The organism is Bosea sp. NBC_00550, assembly GCF_026020075.1.
Classification (GTDB): Bacteria; Pseudomonadota; Alphaproteobacteria; order Rhizobiales; family Beijerinckiaceae; genus Allobosea.
Genome location: NZ_CP102772.1, coordinates 2,751,939 through 2,768,959 on the forward strand (window position 1 = coordinate 2,751,939; position 17,021 = coordinate 2,768,959).

Below are 17,021 nucleotides of genomic sequence, written 5' to 3' on the forward strand. Positions count from 1 at the left end.
GGGAAATGGCAGGGCAGCTGATATCGCAAACCTGGTATGCCGACGTGCCGCGCAGTACCCGCACGGCGACGCTGAGCGGCGTCGTCATCGTCGTCGCGACGGTCATGGGCTTCGGCGTCTGGGGCAACACGGCCCCGATCGCCGGCGCGGTCATCGCGACGGGCGTGTTCGTCACCACCGGCCAGAACAAGACGATCCAGCATCTGGAAGGCGGGGTGATCCGCGAGATCCTCGTCCATGAGGGCGACGTGGTCCATGTCGGCCAACCCCTGGTCAAGCTCGAAGACACCTCCTCCCGCGCCGAATTGCGCCGCCACGAGCTCAAGCTCTTCCGTCTGGAGGCGATCGAGGCGCGGCTCCGGGCGGAGGTCGTCGGCCGAACCGACTTCTCCTTCCCCCAGCATCTGGTCGACAGAGCCAACGACCCCGACATCGCCGTGCTTATCGCGGCGCAGCGGATCGCCTTCCGGGCGCGGCAGAACAATATCGCGAGCGAAATCGCCGCCCATCAGAAGAGCATCGACGCGCTTGAGGAGAAAGTCACCGGCAGCAAGGTGCAGCTCGCGGGAGTCCATCAGCAATCGCTGCTGCTGAAGGAGGAACTCGAAGGCAAGCAGGCGCTGCTTCAGCGCGGCTACATCCGCAAGCCCGACGTGCTCTCGCTCCAGCGTCTTGCCGCGAACCTCACCGGCGAGGCCGGGCGCATCACCGGCGATATCGGCGATTCCCGCGAGCGGATCGCCCGCTCGCTGGAGCAGATCGACGGCGTCCGCAAGAACGCCCAGAAGATCGCCTCCGACCAGTTGCAGGAGATCAGCGCCGAACTCAACGACGTGCGCGAGCGCATCCACACCGTGAAAGGTATCCTGGACCGCTCGAACATCGTCGCTCCGGTCAAGGGAACGGTCGTCAAGCTGCGCTATCACACGGCCGGCGGCGTCATCGAAGCCGGCAAGAACATCATGGAGATCGTTTCGCTGCAGGATGAGCTCATCATCGAGGCGCGCGTGCGTCCGCAGGACATCGACAAGATCAAGCACAGCCAGCTCGCCACGGTTCGGCTCACCGCCCTCAATCAGCGCACCACCCCGATGGTCAGCGGCCGCGTCATCTACATCTCCGCCGACGCGCTGCCGGACGAGAAGCAGCGCGCCTATCCCGGCGTACCGGATCTCTATGTCGTGCGCGCCCGCCTCGACCCGAAGAGCTTGGCCGGCGTCCACGACTTCCAGCCGACCGCGGGCATGCCTGCCGACGTCTACATCCAGACGACCGAGAGGACCTTCTTCGAGTATCTTCTGCAGCCGCTCAAGGACAGCATGGCGCGCGCCTTCCGCGAAACCTGATCTCGCAACATCGACCTGCGGCATCGCCTCTGCTGGTCGCGACGGCGGTTTCTCCGAGCTTCCCAGGCCTCGGGGAAACCGTCACCCACCTGTCAAATGGCACGACTATTGCGACGGCTCCCGCAACGGAGACGAAGCATGCTGCGCCATTGGCCGAACGACGCGAAAGCCACGATCGCCCTGATCGCCGTCTCGGCGATCTGCATACTGGGCTGGCTCGCGGATATCGGTCTCTGAGCGCCTGCCTTCGCTTCTCGACACCCCTGTCGCGCGCCGCCGGCACGTTCTAGATTACGGCCCGCATCGAATCGAACGGTTGGGCCATGAAGCGCATCATTCTCCTCGCCGGCCTTTTGGGGCTGGCTCTCTCGCTTTCGGGCTGCGACAAATGCGGGAATTTCGGCCCACTCTTCGGCCCCTATGACGGCAAAAGCTGCGGTGGCGGCCAGTCGACCAGCTAACGGGATTGCGCAAGCGCATACGGGAATCAAAAAAGGCCGGGGGCGACCCCGGCCTTTGTGCTTGAAGGCGCTGTTTAAGCGAAGGCTCAGCCGCGCCGGCCGATCAGCGACCAGCCCGCCCCGGCGATGCAAGCCGTGAGCGCGATCTTCAGCGCCTCGCCGAGAAGGAAGGGCTGCACGCCATAGGCGAAGGCCTTTGCTAGACCGACCCCGGTCGCGCCGCCCGTCATCTGGGCGCCGAAGGCGAGCCACAGGCAGCCGATGGCCAGGAGCGCGAGATCGGCGAGGACCAGCCCGCCGACCAGCCGCAGCAGCGACGCACCGCGCTGGGCCGCCCAGCCGGCGATCGCCGCCGCGACGATGAAGCCGACCAGGAAGCCGCCGGTCGGACCGACGAGATAGAGCGGGCCGGCAACGACCGGCGGCGTGTTGGTGAAGACCGGCAGCCCCACAAGTCCGTAGACGATGTAGAGCGCCATGGTCGCAGCACCGAGGCGGGCGCCATAGGCGGCCCCGAGGCCCAGCACCGCCAGCGTCTGCAGCGTCATCGGCACGGGCCAGAACGGAACCTTGATCTTGGCCGCCGCGATCAGGAGCAGGCTGCCGGCGAAGGCCAGCGCGACGTTGCGCAGCATGGCCGAGCGCGTGTCCGCTGCGGGAAGGAGCGTACCGGCGAGCGTCGGCGCTTGCATGGGGATGGTATCGGCCATGGGCTTGTCGTCCTTTCCCGAAAAGGCCGCGCGACGCGGCCGCTTTTGCGTCTATAGGAAATGCGGCAGGGCCTCACAAGCGGACAGGCTTTGCGCGGATAGGCAGCCGGTTTGACGGAATCGGCACAGGCTCGGACGAGGCGTGCAGAGATGGCGGACGAGATCGAATTCGACAGGAGCGCGACCACGCCGCCCGGCGAGGTCGCGACGCTTTCGCCGCTCGTGCGCCGGGTCATCGCCGGCAATAGCGGGCCGATGACCTTCACCGGCACCTGCACCTATATCGTCGGCCACGGCACTGTGGCGGTCATCGATCCCGGTCCCGATGATCCCTCCCATGTCGAACACCTGCTGGCCGCTCTCCGCGGCGAGACGGTCAGTCATATCGTCGTGACGCACACGCACCGCGACCACTCCCCGGCCGTTCCGGCGCTCAAGGCAGCCACCGGCGCGCGCGTGGTCGGCTGCGGGCCGCATCGCCTCTCCCGCGAGCTCGGCCCGGGCGAGGAGCGTGTCCTCGATGCCGCCGCCGACACCGCCTACGTGCCGGAATGGCTGATGCGGGACGGCGACGCCGTTTCCGGTCCCGGCTGGAGCCTCGCCGCGGTCGAGACGCCCGGTCACACCGCCAATCACCTGGCCTTCACCCTCGCCGAAGAGGAAACGCTGTTCTCGGGCGACCATGTCATGGCCTGGTCGACCTCGGTCGTCGCACCGCCCGACGGTTCGATGGCCGCCTATATGGCCTCGATCGAGAAACTGCGCGGTCTCGAGCATGCCCGCTATTGGCCGGGCCATGGCGGCACTGTCACCGAACCGCAGCGTTTCCTGCGTGGCCTCGTCCAGCATCGCCGCCAGCGCGAGGCCGCGATTCTCAGCCGCCTGGGGCAAGGCGACGAGACGATCGCGGCCATGGTGACCGCGATCTATCAGGGCTTGGCGCCGGCGCTGCACGGAGCGGCGGCGCTCTCGGTACTGGCGCAGCTCGAGGATCTGGTGCTACGAGGCGCCGTCCAGGCCAGCGATGCCGTGCCTGCCCTGACGAGCCGCTACCGTCTCACCTGAACCGCCTGTTCAGCGATTCTCCATCAGCAGCTCGATCTCGTCGGAGAATGCGGCGATGCGCGTCGCGTTGACTCCGAGATCGTGGCTGCCCAGCCGTGAAGCCGAGCGAATGTCGATCCGGCTGCCGTCGACGCGCGGCCTGACCCGGATCGTGATGTCCTCCGAGAAATGCAGCATGCGGCCGCGCGCGACCGCCTCGATCCGCCCGGCCCCGCTGCGCCCGCCCGGCCGGGTCGTTTCCAGCACCTGCCAGCCGAGCCCGGTCGCGGCGCGGCGCGCGACGTCGAAGGCGATCTCGGCCGGAACCTCCAGGAGAATGGGCACCGCCTTGGGATAGGCTTGGCGCTGCAGGCGCCTGCGCTCGGCCGGCACATCCGGTGGCACGCGCCCGGCCCTTGCCGTCTGCGCTATCTGCGACCGACTGAAGGCAGGCGGGTCGTCGATATCGGTCGAGATATCAGCCAGGGCGGGCCTGGTCACGAGCTTCACCGCGACATAGCCCAACGGCACCAGCAGGACCAGCGACAGCAGCATCGCCCAGGCCGCCTTGCCGACGCCGCGATGGCCGGACTGCCAGATGCGGATGAAGGCGAGGATCGCCAGCCCGAGCGCCGCAAAGACGAAGACATAGGCACCGGCGACCGGCGCGAGCCCTTCGATGCTCGGCTCCCGCAGCCGGACGAGCAGCAGCGACAGCAGCAGCACCGCGAGCGAGAACCAGGCCAGCCGCCGGCTCCAGATGGCCGCGCGTGAAACCGGTTCCTCGAAGACGAGACGGCGATGCATCGTTCTTAGGTGACGCCGCTACGAGCGGAAGGCAAGCGGCAGAGGCAGCTAAGCGCAATCTTAATCAAATCGGCCGTAACTGGGCGGGAAAGAGGCATCGGCCGCGCCGGGTCGCCTCTTCCGCCTGCGCCACCGCCTTCCAGCCGCACGCCTCTTCGAGCCTCGCCGTGAAATTCTTCCCCTCTTCGATCCAGAACTACCTCGTGGCCACCATGGCCTGTCTTTGCGTGCCCGGCATCGGTGCGCTGGCCTACATGGCGGAGCAGTCCATCATGGAGGTGAGGACCAACATGCGGCTGGCCGAGCTGGTCGAGGCCGACAAGGCGCTGCTTCTCACCGGCAACATGATCCGCACCGCGCGCGGCCAGGCTCAGACCAGCATCCAGGTCGCGGATGATCCGGCCCCGATGCTGAAGCAGATCGAGCAGGCCAATCGCGCCCAGATCGCCGAAGCGGTCGCTCAGCTCCAGGAAACCGATCTGCCGAACCGCAAGGAGCTGATCGCCGGCATCCAGCAGGAGCAGAAGCTCACCGACGCCAGGATGGCTGACCTCTATGCCGAGGCCGGCAAGCCGAAGGCGCAGCGCAGCCTGGCCGCGACCATGCCCTGGTACAACGGTATCGGCGCGATCGAGGGTGCGATCGTCAAGGCTTCCGACGAGACCTCCACTGCGGCCCGGCTGGCCGACCCCGTGCTCGCCGACCTGCAGGGCTTCAAGTCCGCCGGCTGGGACGTGCGCTCGAACTACGGAACGCAATGCTCGGTGCTGCGCCCGGCCTTCAGCTCGAACAAGGCGATGGATGCGGCACAGCTACGTCGCATAGGCGAGTTGCGCGGTGTTTCCAACGCTTCCAGGGACACCCTCAAGCAGCTGGCGTCCCGCCCCGGCGTCGGCAGCGAACTCGTCCGGAAGATCGGTGTCATGTCGGCCGAGGTCGATGCCTCGAATCGCAAGATGGACGAGTTGATCGGCAAGCTCGGTCAGGGCTCTGGCCCGGTCATCGCGGCCGAGGAATGGACAAAGCAGTGCAACGCCCCCTTTGAGGCGATCATATCGGCCGTGACCCAGTCGCTCGACGACATGATCACGCGCACGAACCAGAAGCTCAATCAGGCCTGGGTCAAGTTTGGCATCGTCGGCTCCCTGCTTGCCGCTTTGCTTGTGATTTGCGTCCTGAGCTGGCGCGGCGTGCAGCGTCGCGTAGCCCGGCCGCTGATCTCGCTGAAGTCGGCGCTCGACGGCATGCAGCAGGGCGATTTCGCGCAGGCCATTCCGCCGGCCCCCTCGCCCGACGAGATCGGAGCGCTGAGCCGCGCGCTCGAAACCTATCGCGAGAACGCATTGGCGCTCGAGCAGAACCGGCGCGATCGCGATCTCGCCATGCTGGCCGACGCCGAACAGGCTGCCCATGTCCAGAAGCTTCTCGGCGAAGTCGCGACCATCGTCGCCGATGCCCGCGACGGCAATTTCTCCGGCCAGGCGCAGGTCGGCGGCATGGAAGGTCCGCTCAAGGAGCTCGTCGAGGGCATCAACGAGATCAACATAGTTGTTGATTCTGCGACGACGGAGTTTGCGCAGGCTTTGTCGGCGATTGCGGGCGGGGATCTGACCAACCGGGTGGAGACCGCCTATCGCGGCCGCTTCGCCGATCTCAAGGGCGCGATCAACGAGACGGTCGACCGGCTCTCGGCCACGGTCGCGACGATCCAGACCACCTCGGCCGATGTCGGGCTCGCGGCGCGCGAGATCAACATGGGCGCCGACGACCTCTCCAAGCGCACTGAGGAGCAGGCGAGCTCGCTCGAGCAGACCGCCGCCACCACCGAGGAGCTCGCAGCCTCGGTCAAGGCCTCGGCCCAGGCCTCGAAGGATGCCGCCCGCATCGCCGACGAGGCCATGCAGGCCGCCCAGTCCGGCGGCGCCATCGCCGGCCAGGCCGTCGATGCCATGGCCCGCATCGAGAGCGCCTCGCAGAAGATCTCCGACATCATCCGGGTGATCGACGACATCGCCTTCCAGACCAACCTGCTGGCGCTGAACGCCGCGGTCGAGGCGGCCCGCGCCGGCGAGGCCGGCAAGGGCTTCGCCGTCGTCGCCTCCGAGGTGCGCACCCTGGCGCAGCGCTCGGGCGAGGCGGCCAAGGACATCTCCGGGCTGATCTCCTCCTCGAACACCGAGGTCGGCGAGGGCGTGAAGCTGGTGCGCCAGGCCGGCGACCAGCTCGCGCGCATCCTCGCCGCCTCGCAGAAGGTGGCGGCCACCATCGCCGACATCTCGGCCGCTTCGGGCGAGCAGGCCAACGGCATCGACGAGATGAGCCAGGCGGTGGCGCATCTCGACGAGATGACCCAGCAGAACGCGGCGCTGGCCGAGGAGAGCGCGGCCTCCGCCAATGCGCTGACCGGCCGGATCGGCCAGCTCAACGAGCTGGTCGCGGCCTTCCGCACCGGCCGCGAGGCGGTCGGCCAGAGCGGCTATCCCCAGCCGGTCATGGCCGCCTCCTCCGCGGCGCGCACCCTGAAAACCGTGGCGCCGGCGCGCGCCCCGGCCCGGCCGGTCGCGGTTGCGGCAGCGTCCGCGGCGGCATCCGCCCGGGCTCCGGCCGGCGCCGAGCCCGAGCGCCTGCGCCAGCTCGCCGAAGCCGCCTTCGCCCAGTCCAAGGCCACCCCCGCCCCGCGCAAGGTCGCCAATGGACGCGCCCAGGATGCCGGATGGGAAGAGTTCTGAGACGGACAGCCTCCGCACTCGCGCTCGACCAAGACACACGAACGGCGCCCCGAAAGGGCGCCGTTTGCGTTTTGGCGCCAGCTGGCAACGTCGAATCCCTTTGCCGTCATCCCGGGCTTGCCCCGGGATCCATCGAGAAGCACCGCGCTCTGCGATGGATCCCGGATCTCCGCTTCGCTGCGTCCGGGATGACGTGGCTCTTCTGGAGACTTTGAGAACGGCCCCTGCCCGGATGTCACCCAAGCCGATAATCCTTGAACATCTCGCGCAGCGCCGTCTTCTGGATCTTGCCGGTCGCCGTGTGCGGGATGGCCTCGACCAGCACGACATCATCAGGCAGCCACCATTTCGCGATCTTGCCGGCCATGAAGGCGAGCATCTCGTCCTTGCCGGGCGTGCGGCCGGGTTTCGGCACGATGACGAGCAATGGCCGCTCGTCCCATTTCGGATGGGCAACGCCGATCACTGCCGCTTCCGCCACGTCGGGATGGCCGACCGCGAGATTTTCCAGATCGATCGAGGAGATCCACTCCCCGCCGGACTTGATCACGTCCTTCGAACGATCGGTGACCTGCATGTAGCCGGCGGGGTCGATGGTGGCGACGTCGCCGGTATCGAAGAAGCCGTGTTCGTCGAGGATGTCCTCGTCCGCGCGCCGGTAATAGGCACCGGCCACCGCCGGCCCGCGCACCTTGAGGCGGCCGAAGGTCCGTCCATCCCAGGGCAGGTCCCGGCCCTCGTCATCCGTGAGCCGGAATTCCACCGTGAAGGGCGGGTGGCCCTGTTTGACCTTGAGGTCGTAGAGCGCCTCGCCTTCGAGGCCACCATAGACCGGCTTCATCGAGCAGAAGGAACCGAGCGGGCTCATCTCGGTCATGCCCCAGGCATGCGCGACGGTGACGCCGTATTTGCGCTCGAAGGCTTCGGTCATCGCGCGCGGGCAGGCCGAGCCGCCGATCACGACGCGTTGCAGCGTCGAGAGCCTGCCGCCGGTCGCCTCCAGTTGCTGCAGCAGGCCGAGCCAGACCGTCGGCACCGCCGCCGTCATGGTGACGCCCTCGCCTTCGAGCAATTCGTGCAGCGACGCGCCATCGAGCTTCGCGCCGGGCATCACCAGCTTGGCGCCCGTCATCGGCGCCGAATAGGCGAGCGACCAGCTATTGGCGTGGAACAGCGGCACGACCGGCATCACCGTGTCGCGCGAGGACAGCCCCATATAGTCCGGCGCAGCGCAGGCCAGCGCATGCAGCACGTTCGAGCGATGCGAGTAGAGCACGCCCTTCGGCCCTCCGGTCGTGCCGGAGGTGTAGCAAAGCCCCGCCGCCGTATTCTCGTCGAGACGGGCCCAGGCGAAATCGTCGTCGGCCTCGGCCAGCCAGTCCTCATAGGCGACGGCACCCTTGAGGCTCGTCTGCGGCATATGCGCGGCATCGGTCAGCACGACATAGCGCTCGATGCTCGGGAGCTTCTCCTGCAGCTGCTCGATCAGCGGCACGAAGGTCAGGTCGAGGAACATCAGCCTGTCCTCGGCATGATCGACGATCCAGGCGATCTGCTCCGGGAACAGCCGCGGATTGACCGTGTGCGTGATCGCGCCGATGCCGCTGATGCCATACCAGAGCTCGAGATGGCGGTCCGTGTTCCAGGCCAGCGTCGCCACCCGGTCGCCGAGCGCGACACCCTCTCGCTTCAGTCGCTTGGCGACCTTGAGCGCCCGGCTCCTGATCTCGGCATAGCTGCGACGGCGCAGGCTGCTATCCTCGACGGCCCGGCTGACGACCTCGCGCGTGCCGTGCTGGATGGCGGCATGATCGATGATCCGATGGAGCAGAAGGGGCCAGTCCTGCATCAGGCCGAGCATGCGCGTTTCTCCCGGAGTCTTGTCTTTCCCGGAGGATAGCGACGAGCTTCCGCGAAAGGAAAGCTGCACCATCGAAGGCTCGCCTGTGCGCGCGAGATGGTTTAGGTCTGATCGTTCAAGAGGGGGAACGCGCGATGACCGCACCGAAGACCGTGCCACACGCGGCGACGGAGCCTGATCGCGTCTGGTTCCGCTTCATGCGATTGCACCAGCGTATGCTCATTCAGATGACGGCGCGCATCCGCACGCTCGGCCTCTCGGTCCCGCAATTCGACCTGCTTTCGACGCTGACCGAGCAGGAAGGCATCAGTCAGAGCGAGCTGGCCGAGCGGCTCTATGTCACCAAGGGCAACGTCTCCGGGCTGGTCGACCGCCTCGTGCAGGCCGGGCTCGTCGAGCGCCGCGCCATTGCGGGCGACCGGCGCTCCTACGCCATGCACCTGACGCCGGAAGGCCGCCGGCTGGCCGAGGCCGGCATCGCCGCCCAGCGCGATTTCGTCGCCAGCACGCTAGGCAAGCTCGGATCGGACGATCTCGCCGAGCTCGATCGCCTCGTGCTGCTCTGGCGCGATCTTGCCCGCGCCGTCGATGCCGAGTGACGGCACGATGGCTGCCGGCATCGATCTCACCGCCTCCGCCACGGTCTTGCGCGCGGCGCTGCTCGCCCGCCGCTTCAGCGCCACCGAGCTTCTGGAAGCGACCTTCGCCCGCATCGACTCGCTGAACCCGCGCCTCAACGCCATCGTCACGCAGGATCGCGACGCCGCCCGCGCCATTGCCCTCGCCAGCGATGCGCGGATCGCCGCGGGCACGGCCCGCCCGCTCGAGGGCCTGCCGATCACGATCAAGGATGCCTTCGACGTCGCCGGCCTGCCCTCCTCCGGCGGCCTGCCGGCCTATCGCGAGCGCGTGCCGGCCGAGGATGCCGCAGCCGTGGCGCGGCTGCGTGCGGCAGGCGCGGTCATCATCGGCAAGACCAACGCCCCCGTGTTCTCGGGCGACTTCCAGAGCTACAACCCGGCCCATGGCGTGACCAACAATCCCTGGGACGAGGCGCGCTCGCCGGGCGGCTCATCGGGCGGAGCGGCCGTGGCCGTCGCGACCGGCATGAGCGCCTTCGAGCTCGGCTCCGATCTCGGTAGCTCGATCCGTTGGCCGGCCCATGCCTGCGGCGTCTTCGGCCTCAAGACGAGCTGGGGGCTGGTCTCGACCTGGGGGGCGATCCCGCCGCCGCCGGAACGGCGCACACCGCGCAATGCCGACCTGATGGTCGCCGGTCCGATCACCCGCGCCGCCGAGGATCTCGACCTGATCCTGCCGGTCATCGCCGGTCCGCGCGATGTAGCGCACGCCTCTGCGCCTTTGCCGGAGCCGCGCTTCATCGACGCGAAGGGCCTGCGCGTCGCGCTCTGGGCCGACGATCCCTTCGCCCCCGTCGACAGCCAGGTGTCGGCCGTCGTGCGCGAGGCTGCGCGTCGTCTCGCCGAGGCCGGCGCCATCGTCGACGAGACCGCCCGCCCTTCCGTCAGCTTCGCCGATGCCTTCGAGGTCTATGCTCTGCTGAACCATGCCGTCGTCGCCTATGGCCTGCCGCCCAAGGTGCGCGCCCGCATCCAGGCGCAGGCCTCGCGCTTCAGCCCGAACGACCTGTCGCACCAGGCGTTGCAGGCGCGCGGCGCGCGGATGACGCCCGGCCTCTATCAGCAGATCGCGCATCGCCGCTTGGCCCAGAAGCGGCAATGGGCACGTTTCTTCGGGCGCTACGACGTCGTGCTCTGCCCGCCGGCGCCGGTCGCGGCGATCCCGCACGACCACACGCCCGATATCCACGCCCGCCGGCTCCTCGTGAACGGCGAGCCGCGCCCCTATCTCGATTTCCTGCACTGGGCCGCGCTCGCGACCGGCTCGGACCTGCCGGCCCTGTCGGCGCCGGTCATGCTGTCGCGCGAGGGCTTGCCGCTCGGCGTGCAGATCATCGCGCCTTTCGGGGAAGACCGGACGGCCATCGCGGTCGGCGCCATGCTGGAACGCGCCGGGAGCGGTTTCGCCGTGCCGCCGCTCAGTTCGTCGCCCTGACCTTCTCGACGGTCTGGCGTCCGCCCGGCAGATCGCGCAGGACGATGCGCTCATCCGCCGCGAGCTGCCCGAGAACAGTCTCGCCGCTCGCCGTCACCGCGGTCGCGGTCTTGCCGACGAAGACGATCACCGGCCGGCTGCCGGCGGCCGCCCAGCGTCTGAACTGCGAGAGATAGGGCTCCTTGCGCCAGGCCTGTGCCGCGCCGGGGTCGACCTGCGCATAGAGCAGCCGGCTCGCGCCATCCATGGTCAGGACGAAGCGGCTGCGCTCCGGCTTCCACTCCGGGCCGAGGAAATCCTGGCTGATCCAGAGGCAATGGAAGTCGCGGCACTGCTGCGGGCGGGTGTCGTAGATGCGGCAGCCGCGCCCGGGCTGGCAATTCCGGCACCAGGTGCCGGCCGTCATCGGCACGGCCGGGACATCGTAGACCTTGCAGCACAGCGCGCAGCTGCCGCAGCTGCGGCCGGGCGCCGGCCGGTTTGTCGAAAATGACGGGTCGAGCATCAGCCTTGGCCAGTCCGGAACGATTCCAGATTGGAAGATTGCCCACCTGTGCCAAGCCTGACAAGTGCGCGGCTTTGCGCCATCGGCCGCCTTGCAGCAGAGTATGGCGTCCCCTGCGCCAAAATCGCTCAACATTTGCGGTCAGTTCGGCTTATGGTGGCAAGAATTTTTAACAGGCCGGGAGCCCATCATGCTGTCGAATGTCGCCGTCAGGGATATCGAGACGCTCGTCCATCCCTATACGAACCTTGCCGCCCACCGGCAGAACGGGCCGCTGGTGCTGGAAAGCGGCAAGGGCATCTTCGTCTACGATTCAGCCGGCAAGGAATATATCGAGGGCATGGCGGGGCTCTGGTGCACCGCGCTCGGCTACTCCAACCAAGAGCTGATCGAGACCGCCTACGAGCAGATGAAGAAGCTGCCCTTCACCCACATCTTCGGCGGGCGCAGCCATGACCCGGCGATCGAGCTCGCCGAGAAGCTGAAGGAGATCGCGCCGGTTCCGATTTCGAAGGTGTTCTACGGCGCCTCCGGCTCGGACGCCAACGACACCCAGGTCAAGATCGTCTGGTACATGAACAATGCGCTCGGCCGGCCGCAGAAGAAGAAGATCATCTCCCGGCTGAAAGGCTATCACGGCGTCACCGTCGCCTCGGCGTCGCTGACCGGCCTGCCCAACAACCATATCGACTTCGACCTGCCGCTGCCCGGCATCCTCCACACCTCCTGTCCGCACCATTACCGCTTCGCCGAGCCCGGCGAGAGCGAGCAGGACTATTCGACGCGCCTTGCAGCCGAACTCGAGGAAATGATCCTGCACGAGGGGCCGGACACGGTCGCCGCCTTCATCGCCGAGCCAGTGATGGGCGCCGGTGGCGCGATCACCCCGCCGGCCGGTTATTTCGAGAAGGTCAACGCCGTCCTCGCCAAGTACGACATCCTCTTCATCTCGGACGAGGTCATCACCGGCTTCGGCCGCACCGGCAAGATGTTCGGCACCGAGACCTACGGCATGAACGCCGACACGATCTCGCTCGCCAAGCAGATCACCTCCGCCTATTTCCCGCTCAGCGCCGTCATGATGAACGAGAAGGTCTATGAGGTCCTGGTCGACCAGAGCCGCAAGATCGGCACCTTCGGCCATGGCAACACCTATGCCGGCCACCCCGTCGGCTGCGCCATCGCGGTGAAGACGCTGGAGATCTATCAGCGCGAGAAGATCGTCGATCACGTCAACAAGGTTTCGCCGGCCTTCATCCGGCGCCTCGACAAGCTCGCCGAGCATCCGCTCGTCGGCGAAGCCCGCGGTGTCGGCCTGATCGGCGGCGCCGAGCTGGTCAAGGACAAGCAGACCAAGGCCTCCTTCGAGACCAAGAAGGGCGTCGGCGCCAAGGCCGTGACCTACGCGCTGGAAGAGGGCCTCATCACCCGCGCCATGGGTGACCGTCTCGCCTTCTGCCCGCCGCTGGTCATCAGCGAGGCCGAGATCAACGAGATGTTCGACCGCTGCGAGCGCGCGCTCGACAAGACGCTGAACTGGGCCAAGGCGGAAGGCCTGTTCGCCGCCTGAGGGCCGGACGCACGAGGGATACGAAGGGCCGGGCGGCGATCGCCCGGCCCTTTTTCTTTTGTTCATCAATGTGGCCGAAGCTGCCGCGGGCCACAGATCGCCATGAACAAATCACAGACGCGCCCCGGCCCCGACCTGATCGGCGGTCAGGTTGCAGGGGTCGGGAGCGAGAGCTCCCGGCACGAGGTCATCAGAAAGTCAGGAGCCATGCTTCAACACGACGCCCGTCCCAAGATGCAGGATCGCAGGGGTTTTCACGATGCCAAGGCACGCGAGACCTACGCTTCCCAATTCCGCCCGATCGCGATTCAGGCGGTCGCTGCGGGAACCAGACAGATGTCGGGCGCGTTGAGGAAGCACGGCGAGACACGCAAGGCCGATTTGCCCGGTGCGCTTCGCCACGGTTTCGCCGACTGAAACCTCCCCTTCGAGACCCAAACGACTGGCCGGTGCGGAGTTTGCTCCCACCGGCCTTTTTTTGTCCGTCGTCCGAACGAGCGGTACTCGCAAACGAAAACGGGCGGCCCGAGGCCGCCCGCTGAAACACTAAAACCGGCCTGAAACGTCAGACGACGACGACCTTCGCGCCCGCCGGCACGCGGTTGAAGAGATCGATCACGTCGATGTTGCGCATCCGGATGCAGCCGGACGAAGCCGAGCGGCCGATCGTCTCCGGCTCGTTGGTGCCGTGAATGCGATAGAGCGTGTCCTGTCCGTTCTGGTAGAGATAGAGCGCCCGTGCGCCGAGCGGGTTGTCGGGGCCGCCAGCCAGGCCGCCAGCGACCGGCTTCAGATGCGGCCAGCGCTTGATCATCTCGGCCGGAGGCGTCCAGCGCGGCCATTCGGCCTTGCGCTGCACCACGGCCTCGCCGGTCCAGCCATAGGCCTCTTCGCCGGTCGCGACGCCGTAGCGGATCGCCTTCTTGTTCGGCAGCACGAGGTAGAGGAACTTCTCCTTCGTATCGACATAGATCGTGCCGGGCGGCTGACCGGTGGGATCGGCGATCTCATACGGGAGATAGGGAAGGTAGGTGTCGAACTTGGGGACGAGCGCGATATATTCCGCGTCCCGGGCTGACAGCTCAGGCGCAGCTACGCTCTTGTACTGGCAGGCGCCAAGGAGGGCCGACAGCGCCAAGGCAACGAAAACGGTTTTCTTCATAGCTTCCACCAGAGCGACCCGCAGGCAGCCTTTATGATGAATCGAACGTTAACGCTTCGTATCGCCCGAGACTTGCCCGAAGGGCGTTGGTCTGGCGAAGCACTAGGCCCCAAACCGGCAAGGTGCAATCTAGTTCCCTTTGTGACTCCCGGATGGCGCCTCGGCGTGGCAAAGCAGCCACGCTTCCCGCTGCTCAAGCCCTGTTCTCTCGGATAATCGCGCTTGACCACGCTTCTTATCACGCACCCGGCGGGCCTCGACCACGTCATGCCGCCCGGCCACCCCGAAAGCGCCGAGCGCCTGAAAGCCGTCGACCAGGCGCTGGAGGCGGAACGCTTCGCCTCGCTGATTCGGATCGAGGCGCCGCTGGGCACGCTCGATCAGGTGGCGCTCTGCCACCCCGCCGACCACGCGCAGGCGCTGATCGATTCGAGCCCGGCCTCAGGCTTCGTCCAGGTCGATGGCGACACCTTCATGTCGCCCGGCACGATCGAGGCTGCGCTGCGCGCCGTCGGCGGCGCGGTGCTGGCCGTGGACGAGGTCATGGCCGGCAAGGCGCGCAATGCCTTCGTCGCGATGCGCCCGCCCGGCCACCATGCCGAGCGCGACCGCGCCATGGGCTTCTGCTTCTTCAACCATGCCGCCGTCGCTGCCCGCCACGCGCAGAAGGCGCACGGCGCCGAGCGTGTCGCCATCGTCGACTGGGACGTGCATCACGGCAACGGCACGCAGGACATCTTCTGGGACGATGCCAGCGTGCTCTACGCATCGTCGCACGAGATGCCGCTCTACCCCGGCACCGGCGCCGCCTCGGAGCGCGGCACACATGGCACGATCGTCAATGTGCCCCTGCGTCCCGGCGAAGGCTCCGACGAGTTCCGCGAGGCTTTCGAGGTCGCGATCCTGCCGCGCCTCGATGCCTTCCGCCCCGATCTCGTCGTGATCTCCGCCGGTTTCGATGCGCATTGGCGCGATCCGCTCGCCAGCCTCAACCTGCGCGAGGCCGACTTCGCCTGGGCGACGCAGAAGCTGATGGAGCTGGCCGACAGGCACGCTGGCGGCCGCATCGTCTCGGTGCTGGAAGGCGGCTACGATCTCGATGCGCTGGCAACCTCCACCGCCGCCCATGTCGCGGCGCTGATGGGCAGCTGACGGCGTGCCCCCAAGGGATCAGACCCAGCCGTCATTCTCGGGCCGCGCAGCGGACCCGAGAATCTCTCGCCGCAAGCTGCGCCGGTACAGGAGCCTTCTCGTCACGAGATGCTCGGGTCAGGCCCGAGCATGACGGCCTGTTGGCTGCGCGCCGCCTACTCCAGCGGCGAAGTCCCGGCGATCTCGATGCCGAAGCCGCTCAGGCCCACGAAGGAGCGCGGCGAGGATGCGAGGTTCACGATCGAGCTGACGCCGAGATCGCGCAGGATCTGCGCGCCGAGCCCGACCTCGCGCCATTGCTGGCTGCGCAGGGCGTCGGCGCCTTCATCCTCGACGCTCTTGATCGGCACGCCGGCGCTGCCGTCGCGCAGATAGACGAGGACGCCCTTGCCCTCCTGCTGGAAGCGCTTGAGCACGCACTGGATCGAGCTGGCTCCGCCGAGCACGTCGGCGACGACATCGGCCCGGTGCAGGCGCGCCGGCACCTTCTCGCCATCCCCGAGCTTGCCCATGACGAAGGCGAAGTGCTGCGTATCGTCGAAGGGCGTGATGTAGACATGGCCGGTCATCTCGCCGAACGCGGTCTTGACCGGGAAGGAATGCACACGCTCGACCAGCTTCTCGCGCAACTGGCGATAGGCGATGAGATCCGCGACGGTGATCTGCTTGAGCCCGTGCTTCTCGGCGAAGGCGGCTATCTGCGCGCCCTTCATCACGGTGCCGTCGTCATTGGCGAGTTCGCAGATCACGCCGACCGGCGGCAGGTCGGCGAGCTTGCACAGGTCGACGGCGGCCTCCGTATGGCCGGAGCGCATCAGCACGCCGCCATCCTTGGCGATCAGCGGGAAGACATGGCCGGGCCGGACGAAATCCGCCGCGCCCATATTGCCGTTGGCGAGCGCGCGGACCGTGTTGTTGCGCTGCTCGGCCGAGATGCCGGTGGTCAAGCCGTGCTTGACGTCGACCGTGATGGTAAAGGCGGTGCCGAGCGGGGCATCGTTCGACGACACCATCGGGTCGAGCCGCAAACGGCGCGCCTCGGCCGAGGTCAGCGGCGCGCAGACGATGCCGCAGGTGTTGCGGATGATGAAGGCCATCTTCTCCGGCGTGCAGAGCGAGGCGGCGACGATGAGATCGCCCTCGTTCTCGCGGTCGTCGTCATCGGTGACGATGACGATCTCGCCGCGGGCGAAGACTTCGATGGTCTCTGCGACATTGTTGGACATGGCAGCCTCGCGCGGCCCGGACAGGCCGAGGAAATCATTGGGGGTGACGGAGCCGCTCGTGGCGGCGGCGATGCGCTCGGCGCTTTCGCGGGAGATCCAGGCGGTCTGGTCGTTGCACAGCGCCGTCACGCTGGCCGGCGACAAGCCGACCTGCTTGGCAAAGGCGCTGCGCGCGATCTTATGCTGTCGGAGCCAGGCGTCGAGCTTCATGCGACCAAGCTAATACGGCAGCGTTTCATCCGCAATGAAGAGACGATGCATTTTCAGTATTGCTGAAATGCAAGGTGCCCCGAGCCGTCATGCTCGGGCTTGCCCCCATGACGAGAAGGCTCCTTACCAGAGCCTCTTCCGGCCGGAGATTCTCGGATCCGC

At 67.3% G+C, this 17,021-nt stretch carries 15 protein-coding genes; 9 read left to right on the plus strand and 6 right to left on the minus strand.

Annotated elements, in window-relative coordinates; translation table 11 throughout:
* The first annotated feature begins 5 nt into the window (after nucleotides 1-5).
* On the plus strand, nucleotides 6-1,346 hold the full coding sequence (locus NWE53_RS13195; protein WP_265054704.1) for an HlyD family type I secretion periplasmic adaptor subunit: 1,341 nt from the start codon (nucleotides 6-8) through the stop codon (nucleotides 1,344-1,346).
* A gap of 323 nt (nucleotides 1,347-1,669) precedes the next feature.
* Nucleotides 1,670-1,807 (plus strand): hypothetical protein, encoded by a 138-nt coding sequence (locus NWE53_RS13200; RefSeq protein WP_187640068.1) that lies wholly within the window; start codon nucleotides 1,670-1,672, stop codon nucleotides 1,805-1,807.
* 86 nt (nucleotides 1,808-1,893) lie between these two features.
* Here the strand turns inward: NWE53_RS13200 and NWE53_RS13205 are convergent, their stop codons facing one another.
* Nucleotides 1,894-2,517 (minus strand): biotin transporter BioY, encoded by a 624-nt coding sequence (locus NWE53_RS13205; protein WP_265054705.1) that lies wholly within the window; start codon nucleotides 2,515-2,517, stop codon nucleotides 1,894-1,896.
* 150 nt (nucleotides 2,518-2,667) lie between these two features.
* On the opposite strand from NWE53_RS13205, the gene NWE53_RS13210 reads away from it, so the two are divergent.
* Entirely contained in the window at nucleotides 2,668-3,582 is a 915-nt protein-coding gene (locus tag NWE53_RS13210; protein WP_265054706.1) for an MBL fold metallo-hydrolase, read from the plus strand.
* A gap of 9 nt (nucleotides 3,583-3,591) precedes the next feature.
* Here NWE53_RS13210 and NWE53_RS13215 read toward each other — a convergent pair whose 3' ends face one another.
* Nucleotides 3,592-4,368, minus strand: a complete 777-nt coding sequence (locus NWE53_RS13215) for a DUF1499 domain-containing protein (protein ID WP_265054707.1) — start codon at nucleotides 4,366-4,368, stop codon at nucleotides 3,592-3,594.
* Between the two features lie 167 nt (nucleotides 4,369-4,535).
* Between NWE53_RS13215 and NWE53_RS13220 the strand changes: the two genes are divergently transcribed.
* The gene (locus tag NWE53_RS13220) at nucleotides 4,536-7,097 is read left to right on the plus strand and encodes a methyl-accepting chemotaxis protein (protein ID WP_265054708.1); all 2,562 of its coding nucleotides are present in this window, start codon (nucleotides 4,536-4,538) and stop codon (nucleotides 7,095-7,097) included.
* 235 nt (nucleotides 7,098-7,332) lie between these two features.
* Here the strand turns inward: NWE53_RS13220 and NWE53_RS13225 are convergent, their stop codons facing one another.
* Nucleotides 7,333-8,958: a long-chain-fatty-acid--CoA ligase gene (locus NWE53_RS13225; protein ID WP_265054709.1), complete on the minus strand. Its 1,626-nt coding sequence runs from the start codon at nucleotides 8,956-8,958 to the stop codon at nucleotides 7,333-7,335.
* 134 nt (nucleotides 8,959-9,092) lie between these two features.
* Here NWE53_RS13225 and NWE53_RS13230 point away from each other — a divergent pair, with 134 nt between their 5' ends.
* Both NWE53_RS13230 and NWE53_RS13235 read left to right on the plus strand, forming a co-directional pair.
* Nucleotides 9,093-9,557, plus strand: a complete 465-nt coding sequence (locus NWE53_RS13230; RefSeq protein ID WP_265054710.1) for a MarR family winged helix-turn-helix transcriptional regulator — start codon at nucleotides 9,093-9,095, stop codon at nucleotides 9,555-9,557.
* The gene (locus tag NWE53_RS13235) at nucleotides 9,547-11,034 is read left to right on the plus strand and encodes an amidase (protein ID WP_265054711.1); all 1,488 of its coding nucleotides are present in this window, start codon (nucleotides 9,547-9,549) and stop codon (nucleotides 11,032-11,034) included. Before NWE53_RS13230 ends, NWE53_RS13235 begins: the two co-directional genes overlap by 11 nt.
* Here the strand turns inward: NWE53_RS13235 and NWE53_RS13240 are convergent.
* The gene (locus NWE53_RS13240) at nucleotides 11,018-11,539 is read right to left on the minus strand and encodes a YkgJ family cysteine cluster protein (RefSeq protein ID WP_265054712.1); all 522 of its coding nucleotides are present in this window, start codon (nucleotides 11,537-11,539) and stop codon (nucleotides 11,018-11,020) included. The genes NWE53_RS13235 and NWE53_RS13240 overlap by 17 nt on opposite strands.
* A 190-nt stretch (nucleotides 11,540-11,729) precedes the next feature.
* Between NWE53_RS13240 and NWE53_RS13245 the strand changes: the two genes are divergently transcribed.
* Entirely contained in the window at nucleotides 11,730-13,109 is a 1,380-nt protein-coding gene (locus NWE53_RS13245; protein ID WP_265054713.1) for an aspartate aminotransferase family protein, read from the plus strand.
* 102 nt (nucleotides 13,110-13,211) lie between these two features.
* Entirely contained in the window at nucleotides 13,212-13,526 is a 315-nt protein-coding gene (locus NWE53_RS13250) for a hypothetical protein (RefSeq protein ID WP_265054714.1), read from the plus strand.
* A 148-nt stretch (nucleotides 13,527-13,674) separates the two neighbouring features.
* Here NWE53_RS13250 and NWE53_RS13255 read toward each other — a convergent pair whose 3' ends face one another.
* Nucleotides 13,675-14,271 carry a L,D-transpeptidase gene (locus NWE53_RS13255; RefSeq protein WP_265054715.1) on the minus strand — a complete coding sequence of 199 codons (597 nt, stop codon included), beginning with the start codon at nucleotides 14,269-14,271 and terminating at the stop codon, nucleotides 13,675-13,677.
* Nucleotides 14,272-14,493: 222 nt separating this feature from the next.
* Between NWE53_RS13255 and NWE53_RS13260 the strand changes: the two genes are divergently transcribed.
* Nucleotides 14,494-15,423 carry a histone deacetylase family protein gene (locus NWE53_RS13260; RefSeq protein WP_265054716.1) on the plus strand — a complete coding sequence of 310 codons (930 nt, stop codon included), beginning with the start codon at nucleotides 14,494-14,496 and terminating at the stop codon, nucleotides 15,421-15,423.
* Between the two features lie 155 nt (nucleotides 15,424-15,578).
* Here the strand turns inward: NWE53_RS13260 and ribB are convergent, their stop codons facing one another.
* Complete coding sequence (ribB, locus tag NWE53_RS13265) at nucleotides 15,579-16,859, minus strand: 3,4-dihydroxy-2-butanone-4-phosphate synthase (protein ID WP_265054717.1); 1,281 nt, start codon at nucleotides 16,857-16,859, stop codon at nucleotides 15,579-15,581.
* Between the last annotated feature and the right edge of the window lie 162 nt (nucleotides 16,860-17,021).

Coding starts and splice junctions, on each gene's coding strand:
- NWE53_RS13195 (WP_265054704.1), top strand. CDS start 6: ATGGCAGGGCAGCTGATATCGCAAACCTGGTATGCCGACGTGCCGCGC.
- NWE53_RS13200 (WP_187640068.1), top strand. CDS start 1,670: ATGAAGCGCATCATTCTCCTCGCCGGCCTTTTGGGGCTGGCTCTCTCG.
- NWE53_RS13205 (WP_265054705.1), bottom strand. CDS start 2,517: ATGGCCGATACCATCCCCATGCAAGCGCCGACGCTCGCCGGTACGCTC.
- NWE53_RS13210 (WP_265054706.1), top strand. CDS start 2,668: ATGGCGGACGAGATCGAATTCGACAGGAGCGCGACCACGCCGCCCGGC.
- NWE53_RS13215 (WP_265054707.1), bottom strand. CDS start 4,368: ATGCATCGCCGTCTCGTCTTCGAGGAACCGGTTTCACGCGCGGCCATC.
- NWE53_RS13225 (WP_265054709.1), bottom strand. CDS start 8,958: ATGCTCGGCCTGATGCAGGACTGGCCCCTTCTGCTCCATCGGATCATC.
- NWE53_RS13230 (WP_265054710.1), top strand. CDS start 9,093: ATGACCGCACCGAAGACCGTGCCACACGCGGCGACGGAGCCTGATCGC.
- NWE53_RS13235 (WP_265054711.1), top strand. CDS start 9,547: ATGCCGAGTGACGGCACGATGGCTGCCGGCATCGATCTCACCGCCTCC.
- NWE53_RS13240 (WP_265054712.1), bottom strand. CDS start 11,539: ATGCTCGACCCGTCATTTTCGACAAACCGGCCGGCGCCCGGCCGCAGC.
- NWE53_RS13245 (WP_265054713.1), top strand. CDS start 11,730: ATGCTGTCGAATGTCGCCGTCAGGGATATCGAGACGCTCGTCCATCCC.
- NWE53_RS13250 (WP_265054714.1), top strand. CDS start 13,212: ATGAACAAATCACAGACGCGCCCCGGCCCCGACCTGATCGGCGGTCAG.
- NWE53_RS13255 (WP_265054715.1), bottom strand. CDS start 14,271: ATGAAGAAAACCGTTTTCGTTGCCTTGGCGCTGTCGGCCCTCCTTGGC.
- ribB (WP_265054717.1), bottom strand. CDS start 16,859: ATGAAGCTCGACGCCTGGCTCCGACAGCATAAGATCGCGCGCAGCGCC.